This is a genomic window from Rhizobium sp. BK661 (assembly GCF_024808825.1).
Taxonomy (GTDB): Bacteria; Pseudomonadota; Alphaproteobacteria; order Rhizobiales; family Rhizobiaceae; genus Rhizobium.
The window spans coordinates 1-23,462 of record NZ_JANTYT010000030.1 but is presented as its reverse complement, the minus strand read 5'-3'; the positions used below and the strand labels follow the sequence as shown (position 1 = coordinate 23,462).

Below are 23,462 nucleotides of genomic sequence, written 5' to 3'. Positions count from 1 at the left end.
CTGGTCTGTCTGAAAAAGACAGAAGTAACCGACCTTATCAACGCGCGCCAGACGGCGAGCAAAGTCGGTTGATGCTAAGAATAGATGCGGCCCGGCGCCATGCCCCTCGCGCCGGGCCCACCAAGTCAGCGGTGTTGTCGAGGCAGCAGGCTGCCCCGCGCTGACTTTTCGCACCATCGTAGACAAGTACGAAATCGACGAAGCGGCGCTCCCCGCAATGACCTTGAACCTATCATGATCTCCACGCTTGGGACTTTCGATTGCCTCCCGAGCACGGAAGACAGAATGGATACTAACGTCGGTAAATTAGAGTTCAATAAATGATCCCGTACGCCAGCGTACGCTAAGTGCATAGCGGTGAACGTCACCACCAGTTCGACGGCAGATCGCGTCTTTTTGGTGTTCAGGAACGAGAACTGCTGCAAAGGAAGCGAAAACGCTAATGGGAAAGATCAGGCCGCTAGAGTGCCGCGTTGCGCGAGTGGTTTTCGAAAACGCTGTCCAACTGCAACCTCCGTCCGTTACCGTACGCTGGAAAACTTCGCCGACGATCTATAGCCATTCTTAACAACCCCATGATGTCTTCGTCAGATCAGAGGGGAAGATCATGTTCGCTTGTTTCCGTTTTATCGTTCTCGCATTTTTACTCGTACCGGTGTCTTCGTTTGCTGCAAATGATGACTGGCGGGTAGCCAAAGCCACAAAAGAGGTTCGATATTCACTCGGGGACGCCAAGTGGATCGATTTGCATGCCGGAGACGTCTTGCCGAACCACGCATCGATTACCACAGGTACCCGGGGACGGGCGCTGTTGGTTCGCGGTGTCGAGAGGATCGAATTTCAACCGAACACAACTGCGTCCATCACGACGACGTCAGGCTTCTTGTCGCCGCGCAAGACGGAAATCAAGCAACAGATTGGGTCGCTCGAGCTGGAAATCGAGAAGCGGAGCCAACCGCACACAACAGTCCAGACACCCTTCCTCGCAGCCGTGGTAAAAGGGACGATCTTCCACGTCTCCGTCAGCAAGACGGCGGCATCCGTCAAGGTCGACCGAGGTCTCGTTCAGGTTACCTCCTTTGCCAGCGGCCAGCAGGCAAATGTCGGCCCGAAGCAGTCCGCCAGCGTCGGCGCCAAGACTGGTATGAGTGTCGCTGGGCAGGAAGCAAGACCTTCGATCACGTCGGTCCCGGCGTCGGCAGCAAAGCTTCCGGCCGCGGGAAGCAAAAAACTGGCGGGCGAGAAGCAGGCCATCAGCAATGATAGGCCTTCGAAGGCCGATGATGGATCTAAGGCTGCCAACGGCAAGAGCCACTTTGGCGGAAGCAGCATTGGCGGTGATAGATCCAGCAATGGAAACAACAGATCGGATCGTTCCCGTGGCAGCGGCAATGGCAATGGAAACAGCGGCGACACCGGTCATGGAAACGGCGGGAACAACGGCGCGAAGGGCAACAACTCTAACAGCGGAAACCATGGCAATTCCGCTAGCGGAAACAACGGCAATGGGCATGGCAGAAGCGGGAACAACGGAAACGGCAAGGGGGGCGGCGGCAATAACGGCAACGGAAAAGGGAACGGGAATGGGAATGGCAAGGGGCGGTGAGGAAGGCAGCTGCGAACTTACTGCGGGTTGCCAGCAGTTTCGCTGAAGCGACCGCATCTCGCTGCGTCATCATAGCCGCGATGCTGGGTGTCGCGGCGTTTTGCGCCGACCTTCGTCCAATCGTACAGTTGGACGACGCGCTGATTGCAAAACGGTTTTCCTTGGCCGACCGCGCTGCCTCCGGAAAGATCGTTTTTGTCGCGATCGACAAACGTAGCCTCGATCAGGTTGGTACATGGCCGTGGCCGCGGGGTCTTTATGGAGAGTTGCTGGACAGGCTCGTGTCTGCCAAGGTTGGCGACATCGTGCTGGATATCGATTTTTCGACGCCCTCCACTGCCGAAGAAGACGCGCTCCTTTCAGCTGCGCTGGAACGCGCAGGCGGAGGCGTCTTGCTTCCCCTTTTTCGCCAGCAAGCGTCGGCAAATTCGTCGGAAACCGAGATATCAAGACCTATCCCTCAACTCCTCGACAAATCCTGGCCGGCCTTCGCGAATGTTTCACTTGACCTGGATGGATTGGTCAGACGGTTCTCGCTTGGCGACATTGATAACGGTATTCCCACGCCATCCGTGGCCGCCGCACTTGGCGGCGCCTCGGCAGCGATCGAAAGCCAGTTGGTGGATTTCTCGATCACCCCGCAAAGCGTGCCAACCTACTCCCTGTCGGACGTTCTTGACCGTACGGTCGGAGCCGCTGAGCTTGCCGGCCGCTCGGTCGTCGTCGGTGGTTCGGCGACCGAACTCAAGGACATTTTCCCCGTCCCTGTCTACGGCGCGCTAGCTGGGCCTTTGATTCACGTCCTGGCGGCCGAAACACTGCTTCAGGGCCGCACACTCAAGACATTCGATCAACGACCGCTCGAGCTTCTACTGGCGACCTGCCTCATCGCGGCCCTGCTTTCCTTTCGCTACATCGGCGTGACAAGAACGAGCGGTTTGCTGGCAGCATTCGGATTGATCGGCGAGATCGCCGCATATCTTCTCCAGAGGGACTTCGCGATCGTGATCCGAACCGCGGTACCGTGGATGCTGCTCTCCCTCGCATGGGTTCTTGCATTGAACGAGCGCATCGACCTCGGCCAGGTAGTCGCAGCTATCGCCAGGACAAACGCCAGCAATACACGGCGCCTGATGGTCCGCATCATCTCCAATAGTTCGGATGGGATCGTGGCGTTCGGCGACGACCTGAAGATTGTGGAGGTCAACGAGTCGGCAAGATCGATCCTGAAATCCGATCTTGGCGCCGATCTTCTCACCGCCGCAAATGAGCGCGTCTCCCGAGCCCTTGGTGAACTGGTCCATCAGTTTGCCGCAAGTCCTGGTTTGGTTCGCTCAGTGACCGTCCAGTTTTCCGAAAATGAGGCAGACAGCCATTTCGACTACGAAGCAATCATCACTCTTTCGCCGCTCGAGGACGCGATCTCGAAGTCCGGAAAAAGATTTGGCGGCTGCATCATCATCCGTGACATCACCACCCGCAAGCGCTACGAAGCCAGGCTGAAGCGGCTGTCCGAAGAAGATCAGCTCACCGGGCTCCTCAGTCGTCGTGAGTTTCTCGCGCGTATCGAAGGGTGCGATGGCATGGTCGCGGTCCTCGACGTCGATCGGTTCTCTCGCATCTGCTCGACACTGGGAAGAGCTGTCGGTGACAATATGCTCAGAGCAATCGCCAACCGCCTTTCTGAAAACGTGGAGGCAGTGCCTGCGCGTATTGACGGTGACCTTTTTGCGATCGCATGGCTCGAGGAAATCCAGGATAAAGCGGTCGTTGCTGAACATCTCGTTTCGCTTTTCGACGAGCCCCTCTTCGCGAACGATATGCGGACGAATGTCTCTGTTCGACTGGGAGCCGCACCGCTGGGGCCGACAGATCCGGAGGAGGCCTTGCGCGCCGCTGAATCCGCGCTTTATGAGGCCAAGGCAGGGTCGACGCGCTGGGCGATGTTTGACCCGGCCACGGCCCAAGCTCAGGCACGTTCCCGTCGCCTTGAAGCCGACATGCGAACAGCAATGGCAGGGCGTCAGTTCTTTCTGCTGTTTCAACCGCAGATCAACCTTGCAAACGGCAGATTTGTTGGCGCGGAGGCCCTGTTGCGGTGGCGACACCCTGAGCTCGGCCTCATATCGCCAGCTGAGTTCGTGCCAATTGCCGAGACATCAGGGCTGATCTGCGAAATTGGCCGCTGGGTCCTCATGGAGGCTTGTATCGAAGCTTCAAGGTGGCCCTATGGCATAGTCGCCGTCAACGTCTCGCCGATCCAGTTCGAACGCTCAGACGTCGAAGCGGAAGTGAGGCTGGCTCTTTCGTCAAGCGGACTGCCCAAATCCCGACTCTGCATCGAAATGACTGAATCGACGTTTCTCGACAATAATGCGCGCTCCACCGAAAAAATGGCCGCATTACGTGCTGCGGGCGTCGCTCTGGCATTGGACGATTTTGGAACAGGATATTCCTCGCTGAGCTATCTCGCCGACCTTCCGCTCGACAAGCTCAAGATCGATCAGTCCTTCGTGCGCAGGTTGACGCGGGACGCCGGCGTCATGGAGATCGTAAAGGGCATCGTGTCGATTGCCCATGGTCTCGGCCTGGAGATCGTTGCGGAAGGCATCGAAGGCGAGGCTGAGATGGAAGCGCTCCAAAACCTGCGGTGCGAGACAGGCCAGGGATACCTGTTTGGCAAACCGCAGACCGCAAGCGAGATGCTGGCAAATCACGTGCTACAAGAGGTTTGAATAGGACCGCCGCTTTCAGATGGACAGTTCGCTACAAATCTGTCCCTACGCCAATCGAATTTCATCTCAACGTCAGGACGGCCCATCGGTGCTGTTTGAGATCTTCTCCATCGTGTCGAGCACGTCTTCCGGAGTGACGTCCTCTTGCAGTTCCTCGATCTCGTCCTTTTGCTCAAGCTGCACTCCGAGCTTTTCCGCAATCGCTGACACAATTGTCAGAACCTCAGTCGCCTCATGCTCGGCCAGTAGCGATATCTGAAGGTTGAGGTCGGCTCGTTTGTCGTCGGCGTCAGCCATCCGATTCTGACTGATCATTACGAAGGTGGAGATGAATATCGCTTCGACCGAGGCAACCATGGCAAGGATGACGAGCGACGGGTCGAAAGCGGGAACGAAGGGTAGAACGCCGATATTGATCAGGATCCAGCTTCCGAACACGATGGCATTAATGTAGACGAAGGTCATCGAACCCGCAAAATGCGTCATAGCTGCTGCAACCCTGTCCTGAGCCGAAGCCTTTCTCTCCTCCTCGCGCCTTCTGGACAGTAGCGCCTCGATATTGCGATCGAGGCGGCTTGAAACACTCGACTGAGACGTGGAATTGGAAGCTGCCATGTTGATGCTCCGGGCTTGCGAACAAAACCCCGTCCTGTGCGTGAGGTTCCAATGCGTCACAGCGGAATGGATGCGACGGAGTTGTATTGAACGATAACGCGCAGCACTCCCTGTCGATTATGGCAGGTCTGTTCCAGGCGGAGCTCAATGCCCGGCTATGGTCTCGGTTTGATTAAGTCGTTGTGATGACAACTTCAAATTTGTGGCGTGGCCAGACCAAACCTCCATACACCGGGTTGGGAGATGCATTCGCTTCAGGACCCAATCGCCCTTGGAACAGTCAGGACTTCTCCGCCAACCTGGCGGATCTTCCGGGGCCGTCCGCCTTTTGCACCGTTGGCACGGCTCGCCTCGATCTTCGCAGCAGATCGGGATTGACCGCCTCGGCGCTGCGCGTCCAGGAACTTTGCAGTTCCGAAAATGCCGTTCATCAATCCCGAAATTGTAAAGTCCACGTCCAGACTTTCCCAGTGCAAACCTGTTTCGCCTAGAAGCTCGACTTCGGCCAACTGGGCAACCGTCGCCTTTTCAAGACCTTGTATCGAACGGGCAGGCAGCATGAAAGCCGCACCGTTCGTAAAATCAACGACGATACGCCCGGACGCTTCATCAAAGCGAACCGTCGCTGGGATCGGCGCATGGGCTCGTTCTGCGGCCCCTTTCAGGGTAGCGTCTCGATAGTGATGATCGTCGAAGATAATCTCACCCATGAATACTCTCCCATTTCTCGGTGAACAGGCGCTGGTTTGCTTGAACAAACGCAAGGGCCACACTCAAGTCCCGCTTCATCATTCTACGGTTCGATAATACCGTGAGGCGGAGAATATTGATTCTGGCCTCGGCGTTTCCATAAACATGCACATGCGCCGGTTCATGATCATCCGTGTAAATGACAAAACGCATGCCAGCTTCGCGGAGAACTGTGACCATTGTCATTTAACCTAACAAGTTGGGTTTTTTCAAGGCCGAGAAGCGCCTGCCTGCCATTATGGATGCCAGCTCTTGAGCGCGGGTGGAGGTCAGTTCAAGTCGAAGTACACCCTTCTGGACGAGGCATTGCCATCATCGACAATGTCGAAGTAGTATGGCTTTTCCCGTCTCGGCCGCGCCATGTAGTCCACATAATCACATCGCCAGCGGCTGTGATAAACGCGGGTGACATCGCCTCGCTCCACACTCGAAAGACGCCCGCCTCTCGTTTCTCCGACAATCCTGCCCTCCCAACAGTCGCTTCCTTTTCGAATGCACTGCGACAGCTCACCCGGGTGGTGTCCACTCATGAATCCGCCAGCTGCTGGTGACCAGCCTGATGGACAATCTTCAAACTTCTCGAAACCCGGTTTTCCAGCACCGCCCTCCGGACATGTCGGCCAGGAAAAGCCCGGCCTTTTCATGGCCGAAATCAACCGGCTCATGGGGGGACGGCATTCTGCAATGCCATGCCAGGATGGATCAGACGAGGCAGCGCAAAGAAGGACTTCGCAGCCCCATTCATCGGCTGCTGCATGGTTCACGGCGCTCGACAGCAGTAGAACGGAAAGGAGGGTAGACTTCATCTCAACGGTCTCCGGTAAACGATCAACGGTCGGTACGTTTCGGCAATCGCTTGGCATCAACAAATGGCGTTGAAATCTCAGCGCGTCGTTGGCGCAGTAAATTATAATCGGCGATAGGCCGTCGGCTGGCCGTGCGATCGATGGCCTTCTGCCCCCACTCGTTCATGTCGAGGACATACGTCCCCCACATGCCATAACGGGCGTCCATGGCGCGCCTTTGCGCCAGCCGGTACGCCGGCAACGCCGGTGTTCCAAGGCGCAACTCTTGCCCAGCCAACCCTCAAAAGCTCGAAAGCAAGGTCACGATTACCGGCGCGACAACGTCCGGTGCGAAGATATCCTCTCCCCTCGATCCGGCATTCGACGCCGTGGGCTCCAATCGACCTCTTCAGCCAGGCTTTTGCGAAGGCACCGCAGGGCACCGGTTTCAGGCGATCGCCAGCTGCGTTACGCACGTCGCCATTGAATGCCCATTGCGCAAGGTCGCACCCGTCGATGCCCGCGAGCGTTACCCTTAGTCCATGTTCGGGAAAGAGCAGCGTGCGCCCATCGATGACGGATGCCCTGCCGGCAAGTTCGAGTGAGCCCGAATGCTGTCGCGACGACAATGGCTGTGCGTTGATCGCGTCTGCGCTGTGAGAGGTAGTCGCGGTGGTGATGGTAACGACCACCATCATACCGACCGCCCCTAGTGGCGGCACCGTTACGTTCCACATCGCGCCGCAGGCGCGACAGTTGAAGTCTCCGAAACAATTCGCGATTGTCATGGCCGCGTCCTCGGATCGGCCCACATTCCATAGCCGTGGCGTCCGATTTTCTCGGCATCTACAAGATCCGGCCGCATTGGGGAGCCGTCCTGGTTCTTTGCCAGTCTGAGCGCGCCGATAGAAAGCAGCTGTTCCTCAAAATTGTCGACGCTGTCGAGCACGCCAGGGAAGTAATAATAACCGAAGCAGGTAACGTCCTGCCGCGGCGCATTTTCCTCCGAAACGAATGCCCGGCAGAGGATCACCTTCGGCGACTTGAGAAGAATCTGAAGATGCTGCTGCCCAAAGTCCGAGCAACTGCCGGAAAATCCTTCCCGTCGGTTTACCATCTCGCCTTCGCACGGCTCTACGCCGTAGAGATGCAGGGTCGTTTCGCTATCGACGCGAACGTCGAGGGCAGAGACGGCACGAAAACCGGCGGCAGACGCATATCCCTTTCGAGACGCCACCGTGTTGGCTCCGTCGTAGTACTCGATCACAAGAACTGTCTTTCCAGGGGCCTCAAGTGACTTGATGTAGGCGCGGTCGACTGGGGTCGCAGCCAGGACCTGCGATGGGACCACAAGCATTGCCGCCAGCAGCGCGAAGTTTTTCGATTGATGAACCAAAACCGCTCTTCCCATCCCATCCCCCTTCACATCGGGCCGGGGGCAGTTTGCAAACTATAACAGTTCATTTTCGGGATTGACAAGTAGCAATTTTTGATATGTTTTCATTTTACATTGAACGCAGGGGTAGTTTCATGCCACGCAAAAGCTGGATCCCTATTGTGATCACACTCGCATCCCTGCAATCCGTCACGGCCTGGTCCCAACCTACCGAGACTGCTGATAAAGCCGGCGCTTCGGGTGAAGTGAACCGACAAGCAGCACCTGGAGTCGTTGCCTCTACCGATACCGAGGGGCGGGCCACTCAAACACGCACGGGCATGGCGACCGCCGCAATCGACCGCCTATGGGCCCCTTCCATTTTGAACTATATTGGTTCGCTTTCTGCTGCTGCTCACGTCGATCCCTCGATCGAGAAGCATGACAAGTCGGCAGGTCCGGATAGAACCAAAACAGTCCATACTCGGGCTCCGTCCTCTGCCCCCGCACCCTGTGGCCCATCGTCGATGTCTGTTGACGACGTCAAGGCCCTGGTGGTTGATCGTGCCGGCAGGTACGAGGTCAATCCTGACTTGGCGCTCGCTATCGCCTGGACTGAAAGCCGCTTTGACAGGGTTCGCAACAGTCCTGGGGGTGCCCGGGGACCAATGCAACTGATGCCTGACACCGCACGGCTCCTCAACGTCATCGACGTTTGCGACCCCGTCCAGAATATCGATGGCGGGATACGCCACCTGCGCGCCCTTCTCGACGAGTTCAGGAATCCGATCATTGCTGCTGCCGCATACAACGCTGGTGCAAAGGCCATCCACGACAATGGTAGGGTCCCAGCCTATCCGGAGACCGTCCGTTATGTGGCCTCCGTGATCAATCACCAACTCGGTCTCACCTTTACCACGGAGCCAACAAAAGGCGGTTCCGGACGGGAAACCGACGTCATCGGCCGCACCATCATTGGCGCTCGTCCACCGCAATTCAAAGGCGGGGTCATGCAGTTCTGAACCAGAAGGAGAAGGTTATGAAGCCCGTCCTGTCTCATCTTCAAGAAGTCTTTGCGCGAGCTACAGCCATGACGTGTGCAGTTATCCTGGTGCAGTTGACCTTTGCAGACGCCGCACTGGCGCAAGCGACCAATCAGGCGTTTGCTCCCTTGCAGACAGTGGTACAGGCGGTCGTCGACTTCATCACCGGTCCCTTCGGTCGGCTGGTTGCCATCATCGCCGTCATTGGTCTCGGCTTCCTCGCCTTTGCGGGGCGTCTGAGCTGGTTCACCGCCGGTGCTGTCGTCCTTGGGATCGGTCTCGTCTTCGGGGCGCCTGCCATCGTCGACCAATTGATATCGACCGTCGGGAACTAGGATCATGACTAGCGACGACGACAAGCCTCACCTCACCCCCTTGGTGATCGGTCTGACACGCTCACCAACCGTTTGGGGCGTTCCTTACATGGCCGCGGTCATCGTCATTGGGCTGACAATCATCGCCTGGCTGATAAGCAATGAACTATGGGCGCTGCTGACCGCGCCGATTGCCTTTGTCGTTCTTTTCACGCTGTGCAGTCGGGATCAACGCGCTCTCGATGTGCTGCAGGTCATAACCCGTCTCACCCCGAGAACACCGAACAGGACGTTCTGGGGCACCAACTCCTATGGACCATAACCTATGCTTGCCGTCATCAGCCAGGAACTCGGCTTCGGTTCGGTCCGCCAACGCGAACGATCCATGGCTCGCCATATCCCCTACGTCAGGCATGTGGCGGATACCGTCGTCAGTCTTGAAGACGGTACCTTGACGAGCACGATCAAGCTGGACGGGCTCTTCTTCCAGACGGAGGACCAGGCTGAGATCAACATGCGCTCGCTCGTGCAGAACACCTTGATCCGCGCGCTTGGGTCAAGTCGGTTCTCCCTTTGGTCAACGGTCGTCCGCCGCCGGCTTGATACCGCGCTTGATGGCGCGTTTGACGATCCGTTCCTCACAGAGCTCGACCGGCGCTATGCCGCGTCACTTGCCGGCAAACGCATGTTCACCAACGAGCTCTATCTCACTGTTTTGAGGTCCGACACGCACGGCGCGCTGGCGCTCGCTGATCGCGCCCGTCGTATGCTCCGGCGGGCATCCGGCCGCAAGTCGCAGGAATACCTGCGCGAGGCAGTTGGAGAGTTGGAAGAGCTTGTCGGCAATATCGTTCGCGATCTCGGCAAATATGGCCCAACAGTCCTTGGTATCTCAAGCATTGACGGCGAGCCCTATTCAGAACCAGCCGCCTTATTCAACACGCTCCTGACTTGCGGCGTTGCGCGGATGATGCGGCTTCCCCGCATGGGTCTTGCAACCTACCTTGGGACATCCAGGCTGCATTTTTCCACGCGCACCATGCAGGCGCAGGGACCGATCAGGGAGGATGACCGCTTTGGCGCCATGCTCTCCATCAAGGAATATCCGCCCTTCACTGGTCCCGGGATGCTCGACGGGCTGTTGCAGGTGAACCACGAGTTCATACTCACCCAGTCCTTTACGCTCGTCGACAAGCCAATCGCCCAGGAGAGGATCACAAGGCTGAAACGGCAGATCGGCGCATCCGACGAGGCCGGCAGCGATGTCGAAACCGATGTCGATTTCGCCTTGAACAGTCTGCTCAACCAGGAAGCTGTCTTCGGTTTCCATCATCTCTCCCTGCTATGCCTGTCGCGCGACATGACAGGGGTCAACAAGTCAGTCGCAGATCTCGGCGCCTGTCTGACAGACATGAACATCAACTGGTTGCGCGAGGACCTGAACCTGGAGGCTTCCTTCTGGGCACAATTGCCCGGCAATCACGCCTATATTGCGCGCCGCGCACTACTCTCGAGTGCCAATTTCTCCGGGCTTTCCTCGATGCACAATTTTGCCGCTGGCAAGAGGCTGGGTGTGCATTGGGGTCGTCCAGTCACCATCCTGGAGACCACGAGCCAGACACCCTACTGGTTCAACTTTCACCAGCGTGATACCGGTCACTTCCTGGTCACAGGCCCCACCGGTTCGGGCAAGACCGTGGCTCTCACCTTTTTGATGGCACAGGCTTTCCGGATCAGGCCCACGCCTCGAGCCATCTTTTTCGACAAGGATCGTGGCGCAGAGATCTTCATTCGGGCGATGAATGGTGCCTATGAGATCCTGTCGCCGGGAACCCCGACAGGTTTCAATCCACTGCAGCTTGAAAACACCGGACAAAACCGGGAATTCCTGCTTCGGCTGCTGAAGGCGATGCTTCGCAATCACCGTGATGCAGTGTTCGACCAGCAGGAAGAAGATACACTGGAGCGCGCCATCCTGCGGCTCATGGAAGAGCCTGCGGCAGAGCGAACCTTGCCGAACCTTGCCGGACTTCTGACCGGCCGATCACGTGCCGAGCAGAACGACCTTCATGCCAGGCTTCGTCCCTGGATCGACGGCGAAAAGGCCTGGCTGTTCAACGCAAGCCAAGACGTCCTGTCGTTCAGCGACCGTCGGATATTTGGGTTCGACATGACGAGCATCCTTGACAATGACGAGGTGCGCACACCGGCGCTGATGTACATTCATCACCGCCTCGAAGAACTCTTCGACGGCACGCCGGTCATGATCTTCATGGATGAAGGCTGGCGCCTGTTGAGGGATCAGACCTTTTGTGACTTCATCGTCGACAAGATGAAGACCATCCGTAAGCTGAACGGGATCGTCGGCTTCGGCACGCAATCAGCCGCCGATATCGTGCGCTCGCCAGCTGCCCACACACTGATCGAACAGTCTGCCACCAACATCCATTTCCCCAACCCGCGTGCTGACGAAGAAAGCTATGTCGGCCGCTTCGGTCTGACGGCAAAGGAATTCAATTTCATCCGCACCACCGCGCCTGAAAAGCGCACGTTCCTGATCAAGCACGGCAATGACAGCGTCATTGCCAGGCTCGACCTCACCCTCATGCAGGACCTCGTCAAGGTCTTATCCGGCCGCAAGGAAACCATCGAGGAATGCGAGCGCCTGCGCACTGAGCGTGGCAGCGCTCCGGCAGCCTGGCTTGCCCGCTTCTGTGGCTGGGAGGATCAGCCATGAGAGGCTGCGATGCACCGAGGTCGCCTTTGGCAGTGATCACCTTTGCGGCAGCAAGCTTCGTTGCCGCACTCGACGTTGCCAAAGCCGATGTGCCGACGATCGATCGTTCTGAACTTGGCCTGCGTCAGCATCGCGAGCGGGTAACCGGCAATCTCGAAGAGATCGAGCACAATCGCTACATCATGAATACCTCGGTCACCTGCTCCATGTATCGGCCCGGACGCCGAAATGATCCGGTTGGCGCAGCTGAGGCAAATCCTGAAATCGCGGGCCTCGTTCGTCGTATCGCCCGTGAGGAGCACGTGGACGAAAACCAGTTTCTCGCGCTGGTCTACCAGGAAAGCCGCTTTAATCCATGTGCCAGGTCAGCAGCCGGAGCGACCGGCCTTGCCCAACTCATGCCGGAGACCGCCGCAGCCCTTGGCGTCGATATCAACAATATCGAAGAGAACCTGCGTGGTGGCGCACGCTACTACAAGGACCAACTTCAAGGTTTTGGAGGCAACGTCAACCTGGCGCTTGCCGCCTATAATTCAGGGCCTGGCAATGTCAGCAAATACGGCGGTATTCCTCCCTTCAAGGAAACACAAGGCTATGTCGGTCTCATTACCAAGGCTTGGCTGCCCGCGTTTGGCGGCTCGGACAAATCGGCAATCCCCCTGAACTTTGGTGGAGGCGAAACCGCCTTCACCAACATGCGCTCCTCCACGTTGCTCGCCATGGGAACGACTGCTTCAACATCGGCAAGTCTTGGCGACGTGTCGAGCTGGTACAGGCAGCTCAGCGCCGCAGCACCTGGAACCGTGCTGGAAAGCTTCGATCAGAATTCCGCTGCGCGCAGCGCCAACCTCGAGATGATGAATAATGTCATCAAGTTGACGGCCGCAATGGCCGAGCTGATCAATTCCCGCAATGCCGTTTCCGCCGCCAGCCTCTCGGGCTCCTCGCAGTCATCATCAATCAGCGAGGTCCGGCAATCCCACGACACCATCCAACTGTGTGATCCGCGACAAAACCTGACGTGGAGCGACGAGGCCAGGGCTTGCGTCGAGAAGAGATCCGACGAGAAACAGGTGCAGCTCCTGCTGCACCCTCAATGACGGGAGAAGATGCAATGAGACATGAACTTGTAGCCGTTTGCCTCCTGCTTGCCTCTGCGCCGGCAGCCCTTGCCGACGTGCCGGTCATTGACAGGACCAACTACCAGGTGGCGAAGCAGACCGCCGAGACCACGGACAAGATCCTAGATACCAACAAGAACATTCTGACGACCGTCCAGGACACATTGAAGGCGGTCACCGGAGATCGCGGTAGCACGGCAGCCCCCTTGAAGGATCTCGCGGTCGGTAACGGCTTCAGTGCTTCATCGATCCCATCCCTTGACGGTATCCTGAAGCAGGGGGCGCCGAATTTCGGATCGTTGAACGGTGATGTCGCAAGAGCAGCAGCAACCTTCGTCAACGGGCTGCAACTCGTCAAAAGCCTGTCGGGAAAGGATGAAAGCGGCTTCTCCGGCGATAAATCCTATGAGCAGCTCGTCAACACGGTGCTTGGCGTCTCAGCCCTCATCAACGGCTCCCAGACGGCACTTAAGACCCGCCGCAATGCTTTTCAGCAGGCTGGAGCGCAAATTGGTGCGGCCGAGGACATCAAGGGATCGATCGACCAGAACACCCAGTTGCAGGTGCAATCCGGCCTGACCCTTAACGAGATGATCGGAGTGATGAATGGCGCCGTGTCATCGTTGCAGGCCGAAAACCAGCGCCGGCTTACCGATATTTCGAACACCAAGAAACTTCTGAGCTTAGGCAAGTAGAATGATCCAAAAGCTTTTGGTCATTGCCGCAGCCTGCGCTGTTTTCCTGACGGGCTGCGGCAGCGCAAGGGAAAAGTCCGCTCCGTGCAAACGGCCAGGCCCGCTTGCCTATGCCCCCGATCCAAGAAGCGATTGCGGCGCCATGCACCGCCTCAACGATCCAATGGCCGCGTTTGACGCGATCGGTATTGTCGATCCCGCCCGGAAGGACAGCCGGTAATGCAGGACTTCCTCGGCGCCCTTCTTCAGCGCATTGAAGAGACAGGATCGAGCTTTTCGGCGCAGGCCTATACTGTCGTCGGTGATGAACTGATGCCGCTCCTTCGTGTCATGTTCATGGCCTACGTCGCCTGGTACGGTCTGCAGCTCGTCATGGGCACGTCACGACTTTCCGTCGGCGAGGTCATTGGCAGGCTCGTCAGGATGATGCTGATCCTCACCCTTGTCAGCTCCTGGGCAAATTTCGACAATCTCTTCTATCGCTGGCTCAGCGACACGCCTGAGGATGCCGGTCGCGCCATTCTGGCTGCCTCAGGCACGGGGATTACCGAGCCGACAAACGGTCTGTCGCAGATCTGGAACACCGCCAATGAAGCAGCATCGGTGTTTGCGGAACAGTCCGGCTATTTCTCCATCCTGCCAAGCATGATCGGTATCCTGATCATGGCGGGTGCTGGCATCTTCATCGCCATAGCGCTTGCCATCCTCATCCTTGCCAAGGTCATGCTCTGGGTCCTGATCGGCACCGCTCCGATCTTCATCGCCTGCCTGCTGTTTGACCGGACGCGGGCCTACGGCATGGGCTGGTTCAACCAGGTGCTGACCTATGCGCTGATCCCGCTCTTCATCTACGTCATTGCTGCCTTCCTGATTTCCGCGATGGACCCGGAGCTGACGAAGATCGATGCAGCAAGCAATTCCCGCACGCTGACACTTCCCGACATTGCCGGCTTCCTGCTGCTCAGTCTCGCCGGCGGATTCGTGATGCTTTACATCCAGTCGATCGGGCAAGGGATCGCAGGCGGTATCGCCTATGGCGTCGGGAGCGCTGCAACAAGAACGTCGGCCCTGCTTGGGTTACGACTTCCGATCAACGCAGCAGGTGCAACGACAGGCGGCGCCAGGCGCGCCTATCGCGCTGGCCGTTCACTCTCAAGCCGCTTCACCACGAACGATAATAATCCCGCTGCTTCCGGCGCGCGTGACGCCATGCAAACAAAAATTTCCAGACAGGGCCTTCCCGGCTGAACGATCACAAAGAGCTTGAACGATGGCTGACAAAAGAGAACTTGATCTTCGCACCTATTACCAGAGCGGAGACATCTGGGAACAGGAAATCGTCAAGAAGGCGAAGCGATCGCGAACGCTTGCCTGGCTGGTGACCTCGGTCTTCGCAGGCATTACGGTGCTTGCCCTTTCGGCGCTCGTCCTCATCGTCCCGCTCAAAAGCTTCGAGCCTTATATCGTCGAGGTCGACAGGAATACCGGCTATGTCGAAGTCAAGAGTGGCCTGACACGGCCGGCCAGTCTCACCGACAAGCAGGCGATCACCCAGGCCAACATCGTTCGCTACATCCGCTCCCGCGAGGGTTATGATCCCTACGCCATCGAAGAAAATTTCGGGGTTGCCGCATTGCTTTCTACCGGCGATGCCGCGCGCGAGCTGCAGGAGCTTTATAGCGCCGCCAATGCGAAGAATCCCGCAAGGGTCTTTGGCAAGAACAGGAAGGTGACGACCGAAATTGCATCGGTGACGTTTCCGAACAGCTCGACCGGGATCGTCCGTTTCTCGACAAGTGAAATTTCCGACACGGATACCATCACCCGCCATTGGATTGCCGTGGTGCGCTATCGCTACACCGATACGCCTGCGACCAATGAGTGGCGCTTTGAAAATCCGCTCGGCTTTCAGGTCTATGACTACCGGCGCGACCAGGAAACCGTGACGGAGAATAACCAGTGAGAGGCTATAGAATGATTGCCGCGGCTCTCGCCGTTCTTGCGCAAGCCCTGCCTTTGGCAAGTGCGGAGACACCATCCGCCGGCCGGCTTGATCCGCGTGTGACCCGTGTCGTCTACCAGCCCGAAAACGTCGTGCGGGTCTCCGCCACTTACGGGATTTCGACCATGATCATCTTCGACGAGGACGAGACGTTCGAGACCATCGCTGTTGGCGACACCGAAAGCTGGGACGTGGTGCCGACGGACAAGGGCAATATTCTCTTCGTCAAGCCGAAGGCAAGGAATGTAGCGACCAACCTCAACGTCGTGACCACGAAAAGGATCTATTATCTGGAGCTCGACGACTTTGCGCCCGAGGACAAAAGACAGGTCTTCGGCATCCGCTTTGTCTACCCGGACCGGGACCTGAACAGGTCTCTCTTGAAAGAGGCAGAAGCCCGCGCCTCCTATCCGAACATCTCAGGCATCGACAAGGCCAACGTCAACATAAACTATTCGTTCTCCGGCAATCCCGGCCTGAAGCCGCTGATGGTCTTCGATGATGGCAAAAAGACCTTCTTCAAGTTCGGTTCCAAGGTGCCGGCAATCTTTGCCGTCAACGATGATTTCAGTGAGACGCTTCGCAACATGCGGCGCGAAGCAGACTACCTCGTCGTTGACGGCACGGCGGTCCAGTACACGCTGCGCGATGGAAATGACTGGACCTGTATTTTCAATTTGGGACAACCGGACTTCGGCGGGCCGGATCCGGCAATCCTTGGACCCTCCCCGGAGGACAAGGCAAGCATTCGTCGAAGGAGCGGCAACTGATGCAGCGCTCTCCGGAACTGGAAGCAATGCTTGCCGCCGATGAAGCCGAAGTGCGTGACAGGCACGTTCGAGGAAAGCGCATGCTTGGCGGCACTGCCCTTGTGCTTGGCGGAGCAGCGCTTGCCTATGTCTTCGTTCTTTCGCCGCAAAAGCCGGCTCAAAATGCCCTGCAGGAAGACGAGGAGTTTTCCACCACGACGTTCAGGCCACCGTCATTCCTGCGCGAGGAGAAAAAGGAAGTAGCACCCCCGGCCGACAACATCATCCAGATCCCCGAGCCACCACCGCCGCCCCCCGCACCCGAACCCGAGGCGAGCGAGTTCAATGTCCCTCCCCCTCCGGCGCCAGCGCCGGCTGTCGACGCGGCTCCTTCCGAAGCGGATGTGTTCCCGGAACGATACCGGTCAAAGCAGATCGTCGCCGACATCGTGGCAACGGCAAGCGATGCGGCATCGGTGAACAGTAACGAGGCCGGCGGAGCAATCGTTGCCGGCGAGGACCGCAACAGCAAGTATCTGGCTGCGGCATCCGCCATTGCCGACCGATCGGCCAAGGCTCGCCAGATTGCCCGCATCGATGCGCTGATCCCCGAAGGAACCCTTATCCCTGGCATTCTCGAGACCGCTGTAAACAGCGATCTCCCGGGACAAATCCGCGCCATCACATCTCAGGATGTCTATTCCTTCGACGGTCGCCGGGTGCTGATCCCGACCGGCACGCGTCTGATCGGCGAATACCAGTCGGATATCACGCGCGGACAAAAGCGGATTTTCATAATCTGGACGCGTTTGCTGCGCGATGACGGGGTCTCGGTTCGGCTGAACAGCATAGGAGCCGACAGTCTCGGACGTTCCGGCCTCACCGGCCGGGTTGACAACAAGTGGCGCGAACGCTTCGGCTCCGCGATCCTGCTCTCTGTCGTCGGTGCAGGGTCATCCTATCTGACCGGATATGGCAGCAACCAGTTTGCCACAGGCAGCGATGGGGATTCCCGGTCGGGCGAGGCGGCCGACCTCGCGCGGCAGACAATTGCCCAGACATTTTCCGACATGGCCAACCAGGCGCTTTCCGAAAACCTCAAGATCCCGCCAACGATCAGCGTCCACCAGGGCGAGCGTATCTTCGTCTACGTCCGCCAGGACCTCGACTTTTCCGCCATGTATCCGGATCCGGTCCAGGAAGCGCTGAAGGAAATCAAGCATGAGCGAGGCCTTAATCAGGACCGTTTCCGGTAACGACCCACACTACTTCCTGCGCCGCGCGCTTTCGCCGCTGGCAGACTTTCTTGGCGATCCATCCGTCATGGAGATTTCCGTCAATCGTCCTGGCGAGGTCTTCGTCGAACGTCTCGGTGCCTCGGCAATGGAATTCCACGCGATCCCGGCACTGACGTGCGCGCAGATCGAGCATATCGGAGAGCGGGTTGCGGCTGCCAGCAGCCAGTTCATCAGCCGCGCCAATCCTTTGTTGAGCGCTGCATTGCCGTCCGGCGAACGCATTCAGATCATACTGCCGCCAGCAGCACCCGACGGCGGAGCACTCTCGATCAGAAAGCAGGTCATCAACGACCTGAGCCTCGCCGACTACCGGAACAGTGGCGGGCTGGACAGGGTTTGCGTAACTGTCGGTGGTCCGAGCGAGACTGAACATCACCTGACGGCACTGCTTCAGGCCGGCTCCATCCACGACTTTATCGAAACCGCTATTCTGCGCCGCGTCTCCATTCTGATCAGCGGCGGCACCTCGACCGGAAAGACCACCTTCCTGAATGCCTGTCTGAAGTCGGTGGATGAACACGAGCGCATCCTGACACTCGAGGATACACGGGAGCTTTTACCGTCGCAGCGCAATCGCGTTCATCTTCTCGCCTCTCGCGGCGATCAGGGCACGGCTCAGGTGACGATCCAGTCGCTGCTTGAGGCAGCACTGCGCATGCGGCCCGACAGGCTGTTTGTCGGCGAAATCCGCGGTGCGGAGGCATTCGCGTTCCTTCGTGCCATCAATACCGGTCATCCCGGTAGCATGTCGACCGTGCATGCCGATACGCCGATGGGCGCCTATGAGCAACTCGCCATGATGATGATGCAGGCAGGCATGACGTCCGGTTACTCCAGGCAGGATCTGATGTCCTATATCCGCATGGTCATCCCGATCGTCATCCAGCTTCGGCGTGACGGAGGTCGTCGCGGCGTTTCCGAAATCCACTATGCGCCACAGTCGACATGAGCCGCTCTTACCTCGTTACCTATTTCTGTTTCTGCCTGCTGATCGCAGTCGCCATCTGGATGCTGAGTTACAGTCTTATCCTGCAAATCGTCTGGAGGGATGGCCGGATCCTGAGGCTGATGACGACAACGGACCCGCTTGCCCCCATGCGTCAGTTCATTGCCTATGCAGATAACAGGTCGTTGCAGGTCGCAGCCCTTTCCGCATTGCTTCCTGCAGTCGCCGCAGGGGCGGCGGCGGCCGCCTTTGGGATAAGACGAACATCGAACCCGCTTGGTGATGCCGCCTTCCAGGACGTTGCCTCACTCCGACGCGCCGGCTGGTTTCGTCGCGACGGCCATATCTTCGGCCGACTGGGCGGGCGTATCCTTCGACGCAAGGACGACCGTCACCACCTGATCATTGGGCCGACCCGCTCCGGAAAGGGTGTCGGTTACGTGATCCCGAATGCCCTGATGTTTAAAGGCTCGATGATCGTCTCAGACCTGAAAGGCGAAATATTCGAACGCACCGCCGCCTACCGGAAGGCAAGAGGCAACCAGGTCTTCTTGTTTTCGCCAGGTGCGTCGAGGACCCATCGCTGGAACCCGCTGGATTTCGTGCGGGCCGATCGCGGCGAAAGGACCATCGACATCCAGAATATGGCGGCAATTCTCATCCCCGAGTCCGCCGGATCCGATAATGCCGTCTGGCAGGGACTGGCGCAGCAGGTAATTGCCGGCGTCATCAGTTATGTCCTGGAGAGCCGGCATTATCGCAACCGGCGCAATCTCGGCGAGGTCAACGCCTTCTTCAACACCGGTGAGGACCTGCAGGTCCTGATGAAATCGCTCAAGGAGAAAGAGAAAGATCTGTCGCGCTTCACGGTCTCCAGCTTCAACGCATACATCGCGCTCAATGAGCGGGCAGCCCGCTCCGCCCTCCTCGATATCCAGAAAGCGCTGGCGCCGTTCCGTAACGAACGCGTTGTCGCAGCGACCGCCGTCACCGACATGAACATCGTATCCCTCCAGCGCCGACCGGTGACGATCTATCTTGCACCCAACATCACCGACATGACCATCCTTCGACCGTTGCTGACCCTCTTCGTGCAGCAGCTGATGGATCTCCTGACACGCGACCATGATCCGAATGCCGTGCCGGTCTATTTCCTGCTCGACGAATTCCGGCAGCTAAAGCGCATGGACGAAGTTCTTAACAAGCTCCCCTATATCGCAGGCTACAACATCAAGATGGCTTTCATCGTCCAGGATCTGAAAAGCATCGATGAGATCTACGGAGAAACTACCCGCCATTCACTGCTTGGCAACTGCGGCCTGCAACTGATCCTCGGTGCCAATGATCAGGCAACAGCGGAATACGCCTCGCGCTCGCTCGGCAAACGGACAATCCGTTACCAATCGGAAACGCGCACGATCGAGCGCCTCGGCCTTCCGCGTCGAACCAGGGTCGAACAGATCCGCGAACGCGACCTGATGATGCCGCAGGAGATCCGGCAGATGCCGGAAGATCGGGCAATTCTCCTCGTCGAGGGTCAAAAGCCGATCCTGGCAGGCAAACTGCGCTACCACGCGGTCGAGCCGTTCAAAAGCGCTGCAGCCCATGGAACCTACGCCAGCGTCGAGATCCCCGAAATCGATTTGCCGCCGAACTCCACCGTGCCGGATATGGTGGCAGATCGCGAGGAACTAGCGACCGATCTCCAGCAAGAGCAAGGACCTGTCGTGGACGAACCCGTCCCGGCGCCCGTCGTCATTGCAGAAGCGGTCAACGACGAGACATCCGTTGCATCGGCACGGTCCCGCTCCGTCGTGACCGCAGGCAGCCCCGGTTCCGAAGCAAGACTTTCGATGACCGCATTGCGCCTTGATGCAATAGTGGCAAGAACTCTTCGCGACACTGCTCTGACGGCCGAGCAACGCGCGAGCATCCAACATATCCTGGCAAACACCGTGCCGGACCCCACCGATGTCGGTCTCGAATCACTCGACGATGACGTGAGCTGAACAGCTGAGAAAACCTGCCGCCTATTGGTGCCTCGTTTTCCGCGAGGATGCCGGCCCGGAGCCGCCGGCGGATTACTGACGAACTTACGTGTCGGTCGCGGTCTCCTTCGCTCTAAATCAAGGACCTCGGAGAACCACGCCCGTGATTTTGCCGGCCACATCGCACACTCCGGCAGGCGGTGTGCAACACGGGAAGCGTTGTCCACGACCCGCTGCTTCAGCCGTGGCATCGTGTTATCGGCACGAACAGCAGCCGACACGAGCAGATCGACGCAGTGCGAAGTGACGCGGATCCTGTCCTTGCCGCAGCGCCAGCGCGACAAAGAGGCAGTACCCGTCAAACCTAGAGTCTCCCGAAGTTTGATGCGATGAAGTAGAGCCCTGAATTACGGCCGGATCGATCGGGCAGCGAAGGCATCGTGCGAGCGTTTCTCGGTGATTGCCTGGCTGTGTCCCCCGTTTTGACAGGGCGCTCCAGCGCGATCTCGATGAGGCTTGTCTGACCCAAGACCGCCTCGCCTTGCTCGGCTCGTTCGGCATGGCGCAACGGCCGGCTCGTTTTCTTCCCCTGCCGGCCAGGGCCGTCATTCCTCGCGATGACAAGAAAGCCTCGACCAGGCCGTCCTCCACTTCGTTGCGGTCTTTGAAGATGCGCGCCGCCCGTCTTCGGTCTCATCGACAGCCATCGAGACCGCGATGGGCGCGGCCCGATCAACAGAAGGAAGACAGCAATGGCAACCATCGGCTCTTTCACCGCTTCCAGCGACGGCTTCACCGGCACGATCAAGACCCTCAACCTCAATGTCAAAGCCAAGATCGTTCGCGTCGAACGCTCGTCGGAAGACGCCCCGGACTTCCGGGTACTGGCCGGAACGGTCGAGTTCGGCGCCGGGTGGCAAAAGCAGGCCCGCGAGAGTGAACGCGACTACATCTCGGTCAAGCTCGACGACCCATCGTTTGCAGCACCGATCTACGCGACGCTGGCCGAAGTCCAGGGCCAGGAGGGACTTCAGCTCATCTGGTCGCGCAGCGCCCGCAAATGAGCCACTGCCACTGAATGAGGCCCCGCCCGAACAGGGCGGGGCATTTCCCATGTCACCTGTTGAGCGCGCCGTTCAGATTGCTTTTGTGAAGCCGGTTATTACCGGCGGAGGCTCGATCGTCGCGTCGCTCCCGACTAACGCCCTGCGCCCCGCCGCCTCCTTCGCCTCGAACTTACGAGAACCCGGCCAGCGCTCTTCGCAACGTTTCACGGCCCCTGCGGTGATCATTGCAGAACCCCCGCTTCGACGGATTCCAGGTCCGGGACATCAGACGGCATTCACCCCTGGATCTGCAGCGGCAGCGAAGGCATCTCGCCATCTGCAACTCGCCAGATCCATGCCGAGAGGTCAGGTCTTGCGACGAGCATCTCCTTAAGCCCCTCTTCGAATGCCTCGTCGGCCGACGGCGGCACGATATAAAGCGCGACCGGCTGCGGCTTCATCTCAGGCAAGGTCGCATTGGCAAAAGGCTGACCGCGGCTAAGATCAAAGCGCAAACCTTTCACAGATTTTGTCCGCAGGCGGGCCAGACGTTCGACGAGCTGTCGCTCGTAGGCACTCTCGATCGGCAGCCATTGTTCGCTCACGCTCATCAGTGCGATTTCGTTGACGGTAAGGATGCCAGCGTCTCCGCTCGCAATTGTCGCGATCATCATCAAATGCGAAGTCTCGCCAGATTGCCAAAGTTTGAGCTCCGGCTCGAAGCGGCGCTGAACGTTCTTCCAGGTTTCCTCCTCGAGATGAAGACGAAACCCGGGCATATGCCTGATCACGATCTGTCGACCATTTCGCGCCCCCCCGAAATCCTTGACCTCGCCGACAAGGATCATCAGCCGCCCTGATCCCGCTGATGGCTGGAAAAGGCGCCGGAGCTTGTAGGAGCGTCGCTCTTCGATCGCAAGCTTGTCCTCGGTCTTGAAGGGCTCGGGTATCAATAGGCACTCAGAAAGAGCCTCGCCGCTGACTGTCATGTGGCCGGCCGCGTCGACCAAATGATGATAGACCTGCCACCAGTGACGCCTGCCGCTCCAGTTTGCCGTCCATTCCGTCAGCCCGCTTTCATGCCACAGGAAATGCAGGAGCGCGCGCAGCGACAGTTTCTTCCCCTTGATCTTAACGCTTTTGGCGCCCAGCGAGGCGGTCGCTGCACGTGCTGTCGCTGCCCGCTTTGTCAGCGCGAAATCCAGCTTCAAAGACGCCAGTCCGTCTGCCCCGTCCAGCTTGATCGCGCTACCCAGCAATGGACCCAGTCCTGACAGATCGTAGGGCAGCTCGTAGGATGGGCAAGCCGGATCATGGCGGCCACCGGTCAGCGGCATGCGCTTGACGACGAGCTGTCCGCCGACATCTGCGATGTACATTTCCACTCCGGGATCCCGGCAGAGGCAGAGGGGGCGGACGCGTTTGCTATAGGCATCGCCCAGAAGTTCCGCAAACGCCCTATGATCTTCACTGCACTCGACACAGTCGAACCGATAGCGCCTCGTCACGACAGCACCCTTGGCACCCGGACGCAAGGGAAAGACTGGTGCCACACGAGAGCCAAAACTGTCAGCTCAGACCGGGCCAGTGTGCCGGGTGGGTAAAGCCAGCTCAAGGCCGCACGGCCCCTCCGATTTTCTCTCCGCTTCGCTGCACT

The 23,462-nt window shown here is 58.5% G+C and carries 22 protein-coding genes; 16 read left to right on the top strand and 6 right to left on the bottom strand.

Annotated elements, in window-relative coordinates; genetic code table 11:
* Positions 1 to 607 precede the first annotated feature (607 nt).
* Together FHX16_RS29510 and FHX16_RS29505 are read left to right on the top strand one after the other, a co-directional pair.
* Complete coding sequence (locus FHX16_RS29510; RefSeq protein ID WP_183758779.1) at positions 608 to 1,606, top strand: FecR domain-containing protein; 999 nt, start codon at positions 608 to 610, stop codon at positions 1,604 to 1,606.
* Positions 1,603 to 4,341 (top strand): EAL domain-containing protein, encoded by a 2,739-nt coding sequence (locus FHX16_RS29505; RefSeq protein ID WP_259131844.1) that lies wholly within the window; start codon positions 1,603 to 1,605, stop codon positions 4,339 to 4,341. Before FHX16_RS29510 ends, FHX16_RS29505 begins: the two co-directional genes overlap by 4 nt.
* Before the next feature lie 72 nt (positions 4,342 to 4,413).
* On the opposite strand, the gene FHX16_RS29500 is transcribed toward FHX16_RS29505, so the two are convergent.
* The 5 genes from FHX16_RS29500 to FHX16_RS29480 form a co-directional block, all read right to left on the bottom strand.
* Positions 4,414 to 4,956 carry a DUF1003 domain-containing protein gene (locus FHX16_RS29500; RefSeq protein ID WP_183758781.1) on the bottom strand — a complete coding sequence of 181 codons (543 nt, stop codon included), beginning with the start codon at positions 4,954 to 4,956 and terminating at the stop codon, positions 4,414 to 4,416.
* A gap of 254 nt (positions 4,957 to 5,210) precedes the next feature.
* On the bottom strand, positions 5,211 to 5,666 hold the full coding sequence (locus tag FHX16_RS29495; RefSeq protein WP_259131841.1) for a DUF2442 domain-containing protein: 456 nt from the start codon (positions 5,664 to 5,666) through the stop codon (positions 5,211 to 5,213).
* Positions 5,659 to 5,886: a DUF4160 domain-containing protein gene (locus FHX16_RS29490; RefSeq protein ID WP_259131839.1), complete on the bottom strand. Its 228-nt coding sequence runs from the start codon at positions 5,884 to 5,886 to the stop codon at positions 5,659 to 5,661. Before FHX16_RS29490 ends, FHX16_RS29495 begins: the two co-directional genes overlap by 8 nt.
* A gap of 727 nt (positions 5,887 to 6,613) precedes the next feature.
* Entirely contained in the window at positions 6,614 to 7,279 is a 666-nt protein-coding gene (locus tag FHX16_RS29485) for a thermonuclease family protein (RefSeq protein ID WP_259131836.1), read from the bottom strand.
* Positions 7,276 to 7,848 (bottom strand): hypothetical protein, encoded by a 573-nt coding sequence (locus FHX16_RS29480; protein WP_259131880.1) that lies wholly within the window; start codon positions 7,846 to 7,848, stop codon positions 7,276 to 7,278. The genes FHX16_RS29485 and FHX16_RS29480 overlap by 4 nt, the downstream gene beginning before the upstream one ends.
* 545 nt (positions 7,849 to 8,393) lie before the next feature.
* On the opposite strand from FHX16_RS29480, the gene FHX16_RS29475 reads away from it, so the two are divergent.
* From FHX16_RS29475 to FHX16_RS29410, 14 genes are all read left to right on the top strand, one after another.
* Positions 8,394 to 8,888: a lytic transglycosylase domain-containing protein gene (locus FHX16_RS29475; protein WP_183758824.1), complete on the top strand. Its 495-nt coding sequence runs from the start codon at positions 8,394 to 8,396 to the stop codon at positions 8,886 to 8,888.
* 17 nt (positions 8,889 to 8,905) lie between these two features.
* Complete coding sequence (locus FHX16_RS29470; protein ID WP_183758789.1) at positions 8,906 to 9,244, top strand: TrbC/VirB2 family protein; 339 nt, start codon at positions 8,906 to 8,908, stop codon at positions 9,242 to 9,244.
* A 4-nt stretch (positions 9,245 to 9,248) separates the two neighbouring features.
* Positions 9,249 to 9,545, top strand: coding sequence for a type IV secretion system protein VirB3 (locus FHX16_RS29465; protein WP_183758790.1), 297 nt, complete (start codon positions 9,249 to 9,251; stop codon positions 9,543 to 9,545).
* A gap of 3 nt (positions 9,546 to 9,548) precedes the next feature.
* A complete protein-coding gene (locus FHX16_RS29460) occupies positions 9,549 to 11,960 on the top strand; it encodes a VirB4 family type IV secretion/conjugal transfer ATPase (RefSeq protein WP_183758792.1) in 2,412 nt (803 codons plus the stop codon).
* On the top strand, positions 11,957 to 13,060 hold the full coding sequence (locus FHX16_RS29455) for a lytic transglycosylase domain-containing protein (protein WP_183758794.1): 1,104 nt from the start codon (positions 11,957 to 11,959) through the stop codon (positions 13,058 to 13,060). Before FHX16_RS29460 ends, FHX16_RS29455 begins: the two co-directional genes overlap by 4 nt.
* 14 nt (positions 13,061 to 13,074) lie before the next feature.
* Positions 13,075 to 13,776 carry a type IV secretion system protein gene (locus FHX16_RS29450; RefSeq protein WP_183758796.1) on the top strand — a complete coding sequence of 234 codons (702 nt, stop codon included), beginning with the start codon at positions 13,075 to 13,077 and terminating at the stop codon, positions 13,774 to 13,776.
* Position 13,777: 1 nt separating this feature from the next.
* Positions 13,778 to 13,996, top strand: a complete 219-nt coding sequence (locus tag FHX16_RS29445) for a hypothetical protein (RefSeq protein ID WP_183758798.1) — start codon at positions 13,778 to 13,780, stop codon at positions 13,994 to 13,996.
* Entirely contained in the window at positions 13,996 to 15,024 is a 1,029-nt protein-coding gene (locus FHX16_RS29440; protein ID WP_183758800.1) for a type IV secretion system protein, read from the top strand. Before FHX16_RS29445 ends, FHX16_RS29440 begins: the two co-directional genes overlap by 1 nt.
* A 22-nt stretch (positions 15,025 to 15,046) precedes the next feature.
* Positions 15,047 to 15,739, top strand: coding sequence for a virB8 family protein (locus FHX16_RS29435; RefSeq protein ID WP_183758802.1), 693 nt, complete (start codon positions 15,047 to 15,049; stop codon positions 15,737 to 15,739).
* Entirely contained in the window at positions 15,736 to 16,548 is an 813-nt protein-coding gene (locus FHX16_RS29430; protein ID WP_405049338.1) for a TrbG/VirB9 family P-type conjugative transfer protein, read from the top strand. Before FHX16_RS29435 ends, FHX16_RS29430 begins: the two co-directional genes overlap by 4 nt.
* Positions 16,548 to 17,783 (top strand): type IV secretion system protein VirB10, encoded by a 1,236-nt coding sequence (virB10, locus tag FHX16_RS29425; RefSeq protein ID WP_183758804.1) that lies wholly within the window; start codon positions 16,548 to 16,550, stop codon positions 17,781 to 17,783. Before FHX16_RS29430 ends, virB10 begins: the two co-directional genes overlap by 1 nt.
* A complete protein-coding gene (gene virB11, locus FHX16_RS29420) occupies positions 17,749 to 18,774 on the top strand; it encodes a P-type DNA transfer ATPase VirB11 (protein ID WP_183758806.1) in 1,026 nt (341 codons plus the stop codon). Before virB10 ends, virB11 begins: the two co-directional genes overlap by 35 nt.
* Positions 18,771 to 20,780 (top strand): type IV secretory system conjugative DNA transfer family protein, encoded by a 2,010-nt coding sequence (locus FHX16_RS29415; protein ID WP_259131825.1) that lies wholly within the window; start codon positions 18,771 to 18,773, stop codon positions 20,778 to 20,780. The genes virB11 and FHX16_RS29415 overlap by 4 nt, the downstream gene beginning before the upstream one ends.
* 731 nt (positions 20,781 to 21,511) lie before the next feature.
* Positions 21,512 to 21,823, top strand: a complete 312-nt coding sequence (locus tag FHX16_RS29410; protein ID WP_183758810.1) for a DUF736 domain-containing protein — start codon at positions 21,512 to 21,514, stop codon at positions 21,821 to 21,823.
* Between the two features lie 278 nt (positions 21,824 to 22,101).
* Here the strand turns inward: FHX16_RS29410 and FHX16_RS29405 are convergent, their stop codons facing one another.
* Complete coding sequence (locus tag FHX16_RS29405; protein ID WP_259131821.1) at positions 22,102 to 23,313, bottom strand: DUF1173 domain-containing protein; 1,212 nt, start codon at positions 23,311 to 23,313, stop codon at positions 22,102 to 22,104.
* Between the last annotated feature and the right edge of the window lie 149 nt (positions 23,314 to 23,462).

Excerpts from the sequence above, each read along its gene's own strand:
- FHX16_RS29510 (WP_183758779.1), top strand. The coding sequence starts at position 608 with ATGTTCGCTTGTTTCCGTTTTATCGTTCTCGCATTTTTACTCGTACCG.
- FHX16_RS29500 (WP_183758781.1), bottom strand. The coding sequence starts at position 4,956 with ATGGCAGCTTCCAATTCCACGTCTCAGTCGAGTGTTTCAAGCCGCCTC.
- FHX16_RS29495 (WP_259131841.1), bottom strand. The coding sequence starts at position 5,666 with ATGGGTGAGATTATCTTCGACGATCATCACTATCGAGACGCTACCCTG.
- FHX16_RS29490 (WP_259131839.1), bottom strand. The coding sequence starts at position 5,886 with ATGGTCACAGTTCTCCGCGAAGCTGGCATGCGTTTTGTCATTTACACG.
- FHX16_RS29485 (WP_259131836.1), bottom strand. The coding sequence starts at position 7,279 with ATGACAATCGCGAATTGTTTCGGAGACTTCAACTGTCGCGCCTGCGGC.
- FHX16_RS29480 (WP_259131880.1), bottom strand. The coding sequence starts at position 7,848 with ATGCTTGTGGTCCCATCGCAGGTCCTGGCTGCGACCCCAGTCGACCGC.
- FHX16_RS29475 (WP_183758824.1), top strand. The coding sequence starts at position 8,394 with ATGTCTGTTGACGACGTCAAGGCCCTGGTGGTTGATCGTGCCGGCAGG.
- FHX16_RS29470 (WP_183758789.1), top strand. The coding sequence starts at position 8,906 with ATGAAGCCCGTCCTGTCTCATCTTCAAGAAGTCTTTGCGCGAGCTACA.
- FHX16_RS29465 (WP_183758790.1), top strand. The coding sequence starts at position 9,249 with ATGACTAGCGACGACGACAAGCCTCACCTCACCCCCTTGGTGATCGGT.
- FHX16_RS29460 (WP_183758792.1), top strand. The coding sequence starts at position 9,549 with ATGCTTGCCGTCATCAGCCAGGAACTCGGCTTCGGTTCGGTCCGCCAA.
- FHX16_RS29455 (WP_183758794.1), top strand. The coding sequence starts at position 11,957 with ATGAGAGGCTGCGATGCACCGAGGTCGCCTTTGGCAGTGATCACCTTT.
- FHX16_RS29450 (WP_183758796.1), top strand. The coding sequence starts at position 13,075 with ATGAGACATGAACTTGTAGCCGTTTGCCTCCTGCTTGCCTCTGCGCCG.
- FHX16_RS29445 (WP_183758798.1), top strand. The coding sequence starts at position 13,778 with ATGATCCAAAAGCTTTTGGTCATTGCCGCAGCCTGCGCTGTTTTCCTG.
- FHX16_RS29440 (WP_183758800.1), top strand. The coding sequence starts at position 13,996 with ATGCAGGACTTCCTCGGCGCCCTTCTTCAGCGCATTGAAGAGACAGGA.
- FHX16_RS29435 (WP_183758802.1), top strand. The coding sequence starts at position 15,047 with ATGGCTGACAAAAGAGAACTTGATCTTCGCACCTATTACCAGAGCGGA.
- virB10 (WP_183758804.1), top strand. The coding sequence starts at position 16,548 with ATGCAGCGCTCTCCGGAACTGGAAGCAATGCTTGCCGCCGATGAAGCC.
- virB11 (WP_183758806.1), top strand. The coding sequence starts at position 17,749 with ATGAGCGAGGCCTTAATCAGGACCGTTTCCGGTAACGACCCACACTAC.
- FHX16_RS29415 (WP_259131825.1), top strand. The coding sequence starts at position 18,771 with ATGAGCCGCTCTTACCTCGTTACCTATTTCTGTTTCTGCCTGCTGATC.
- FHX16_RS29410 (WP_183758810.1), top strand. The coding sequence starts at position 21,512 with ATGGCAACCATCGGCTCTTTCACCGCTTCCAGCGACGGCTTCACCGGC.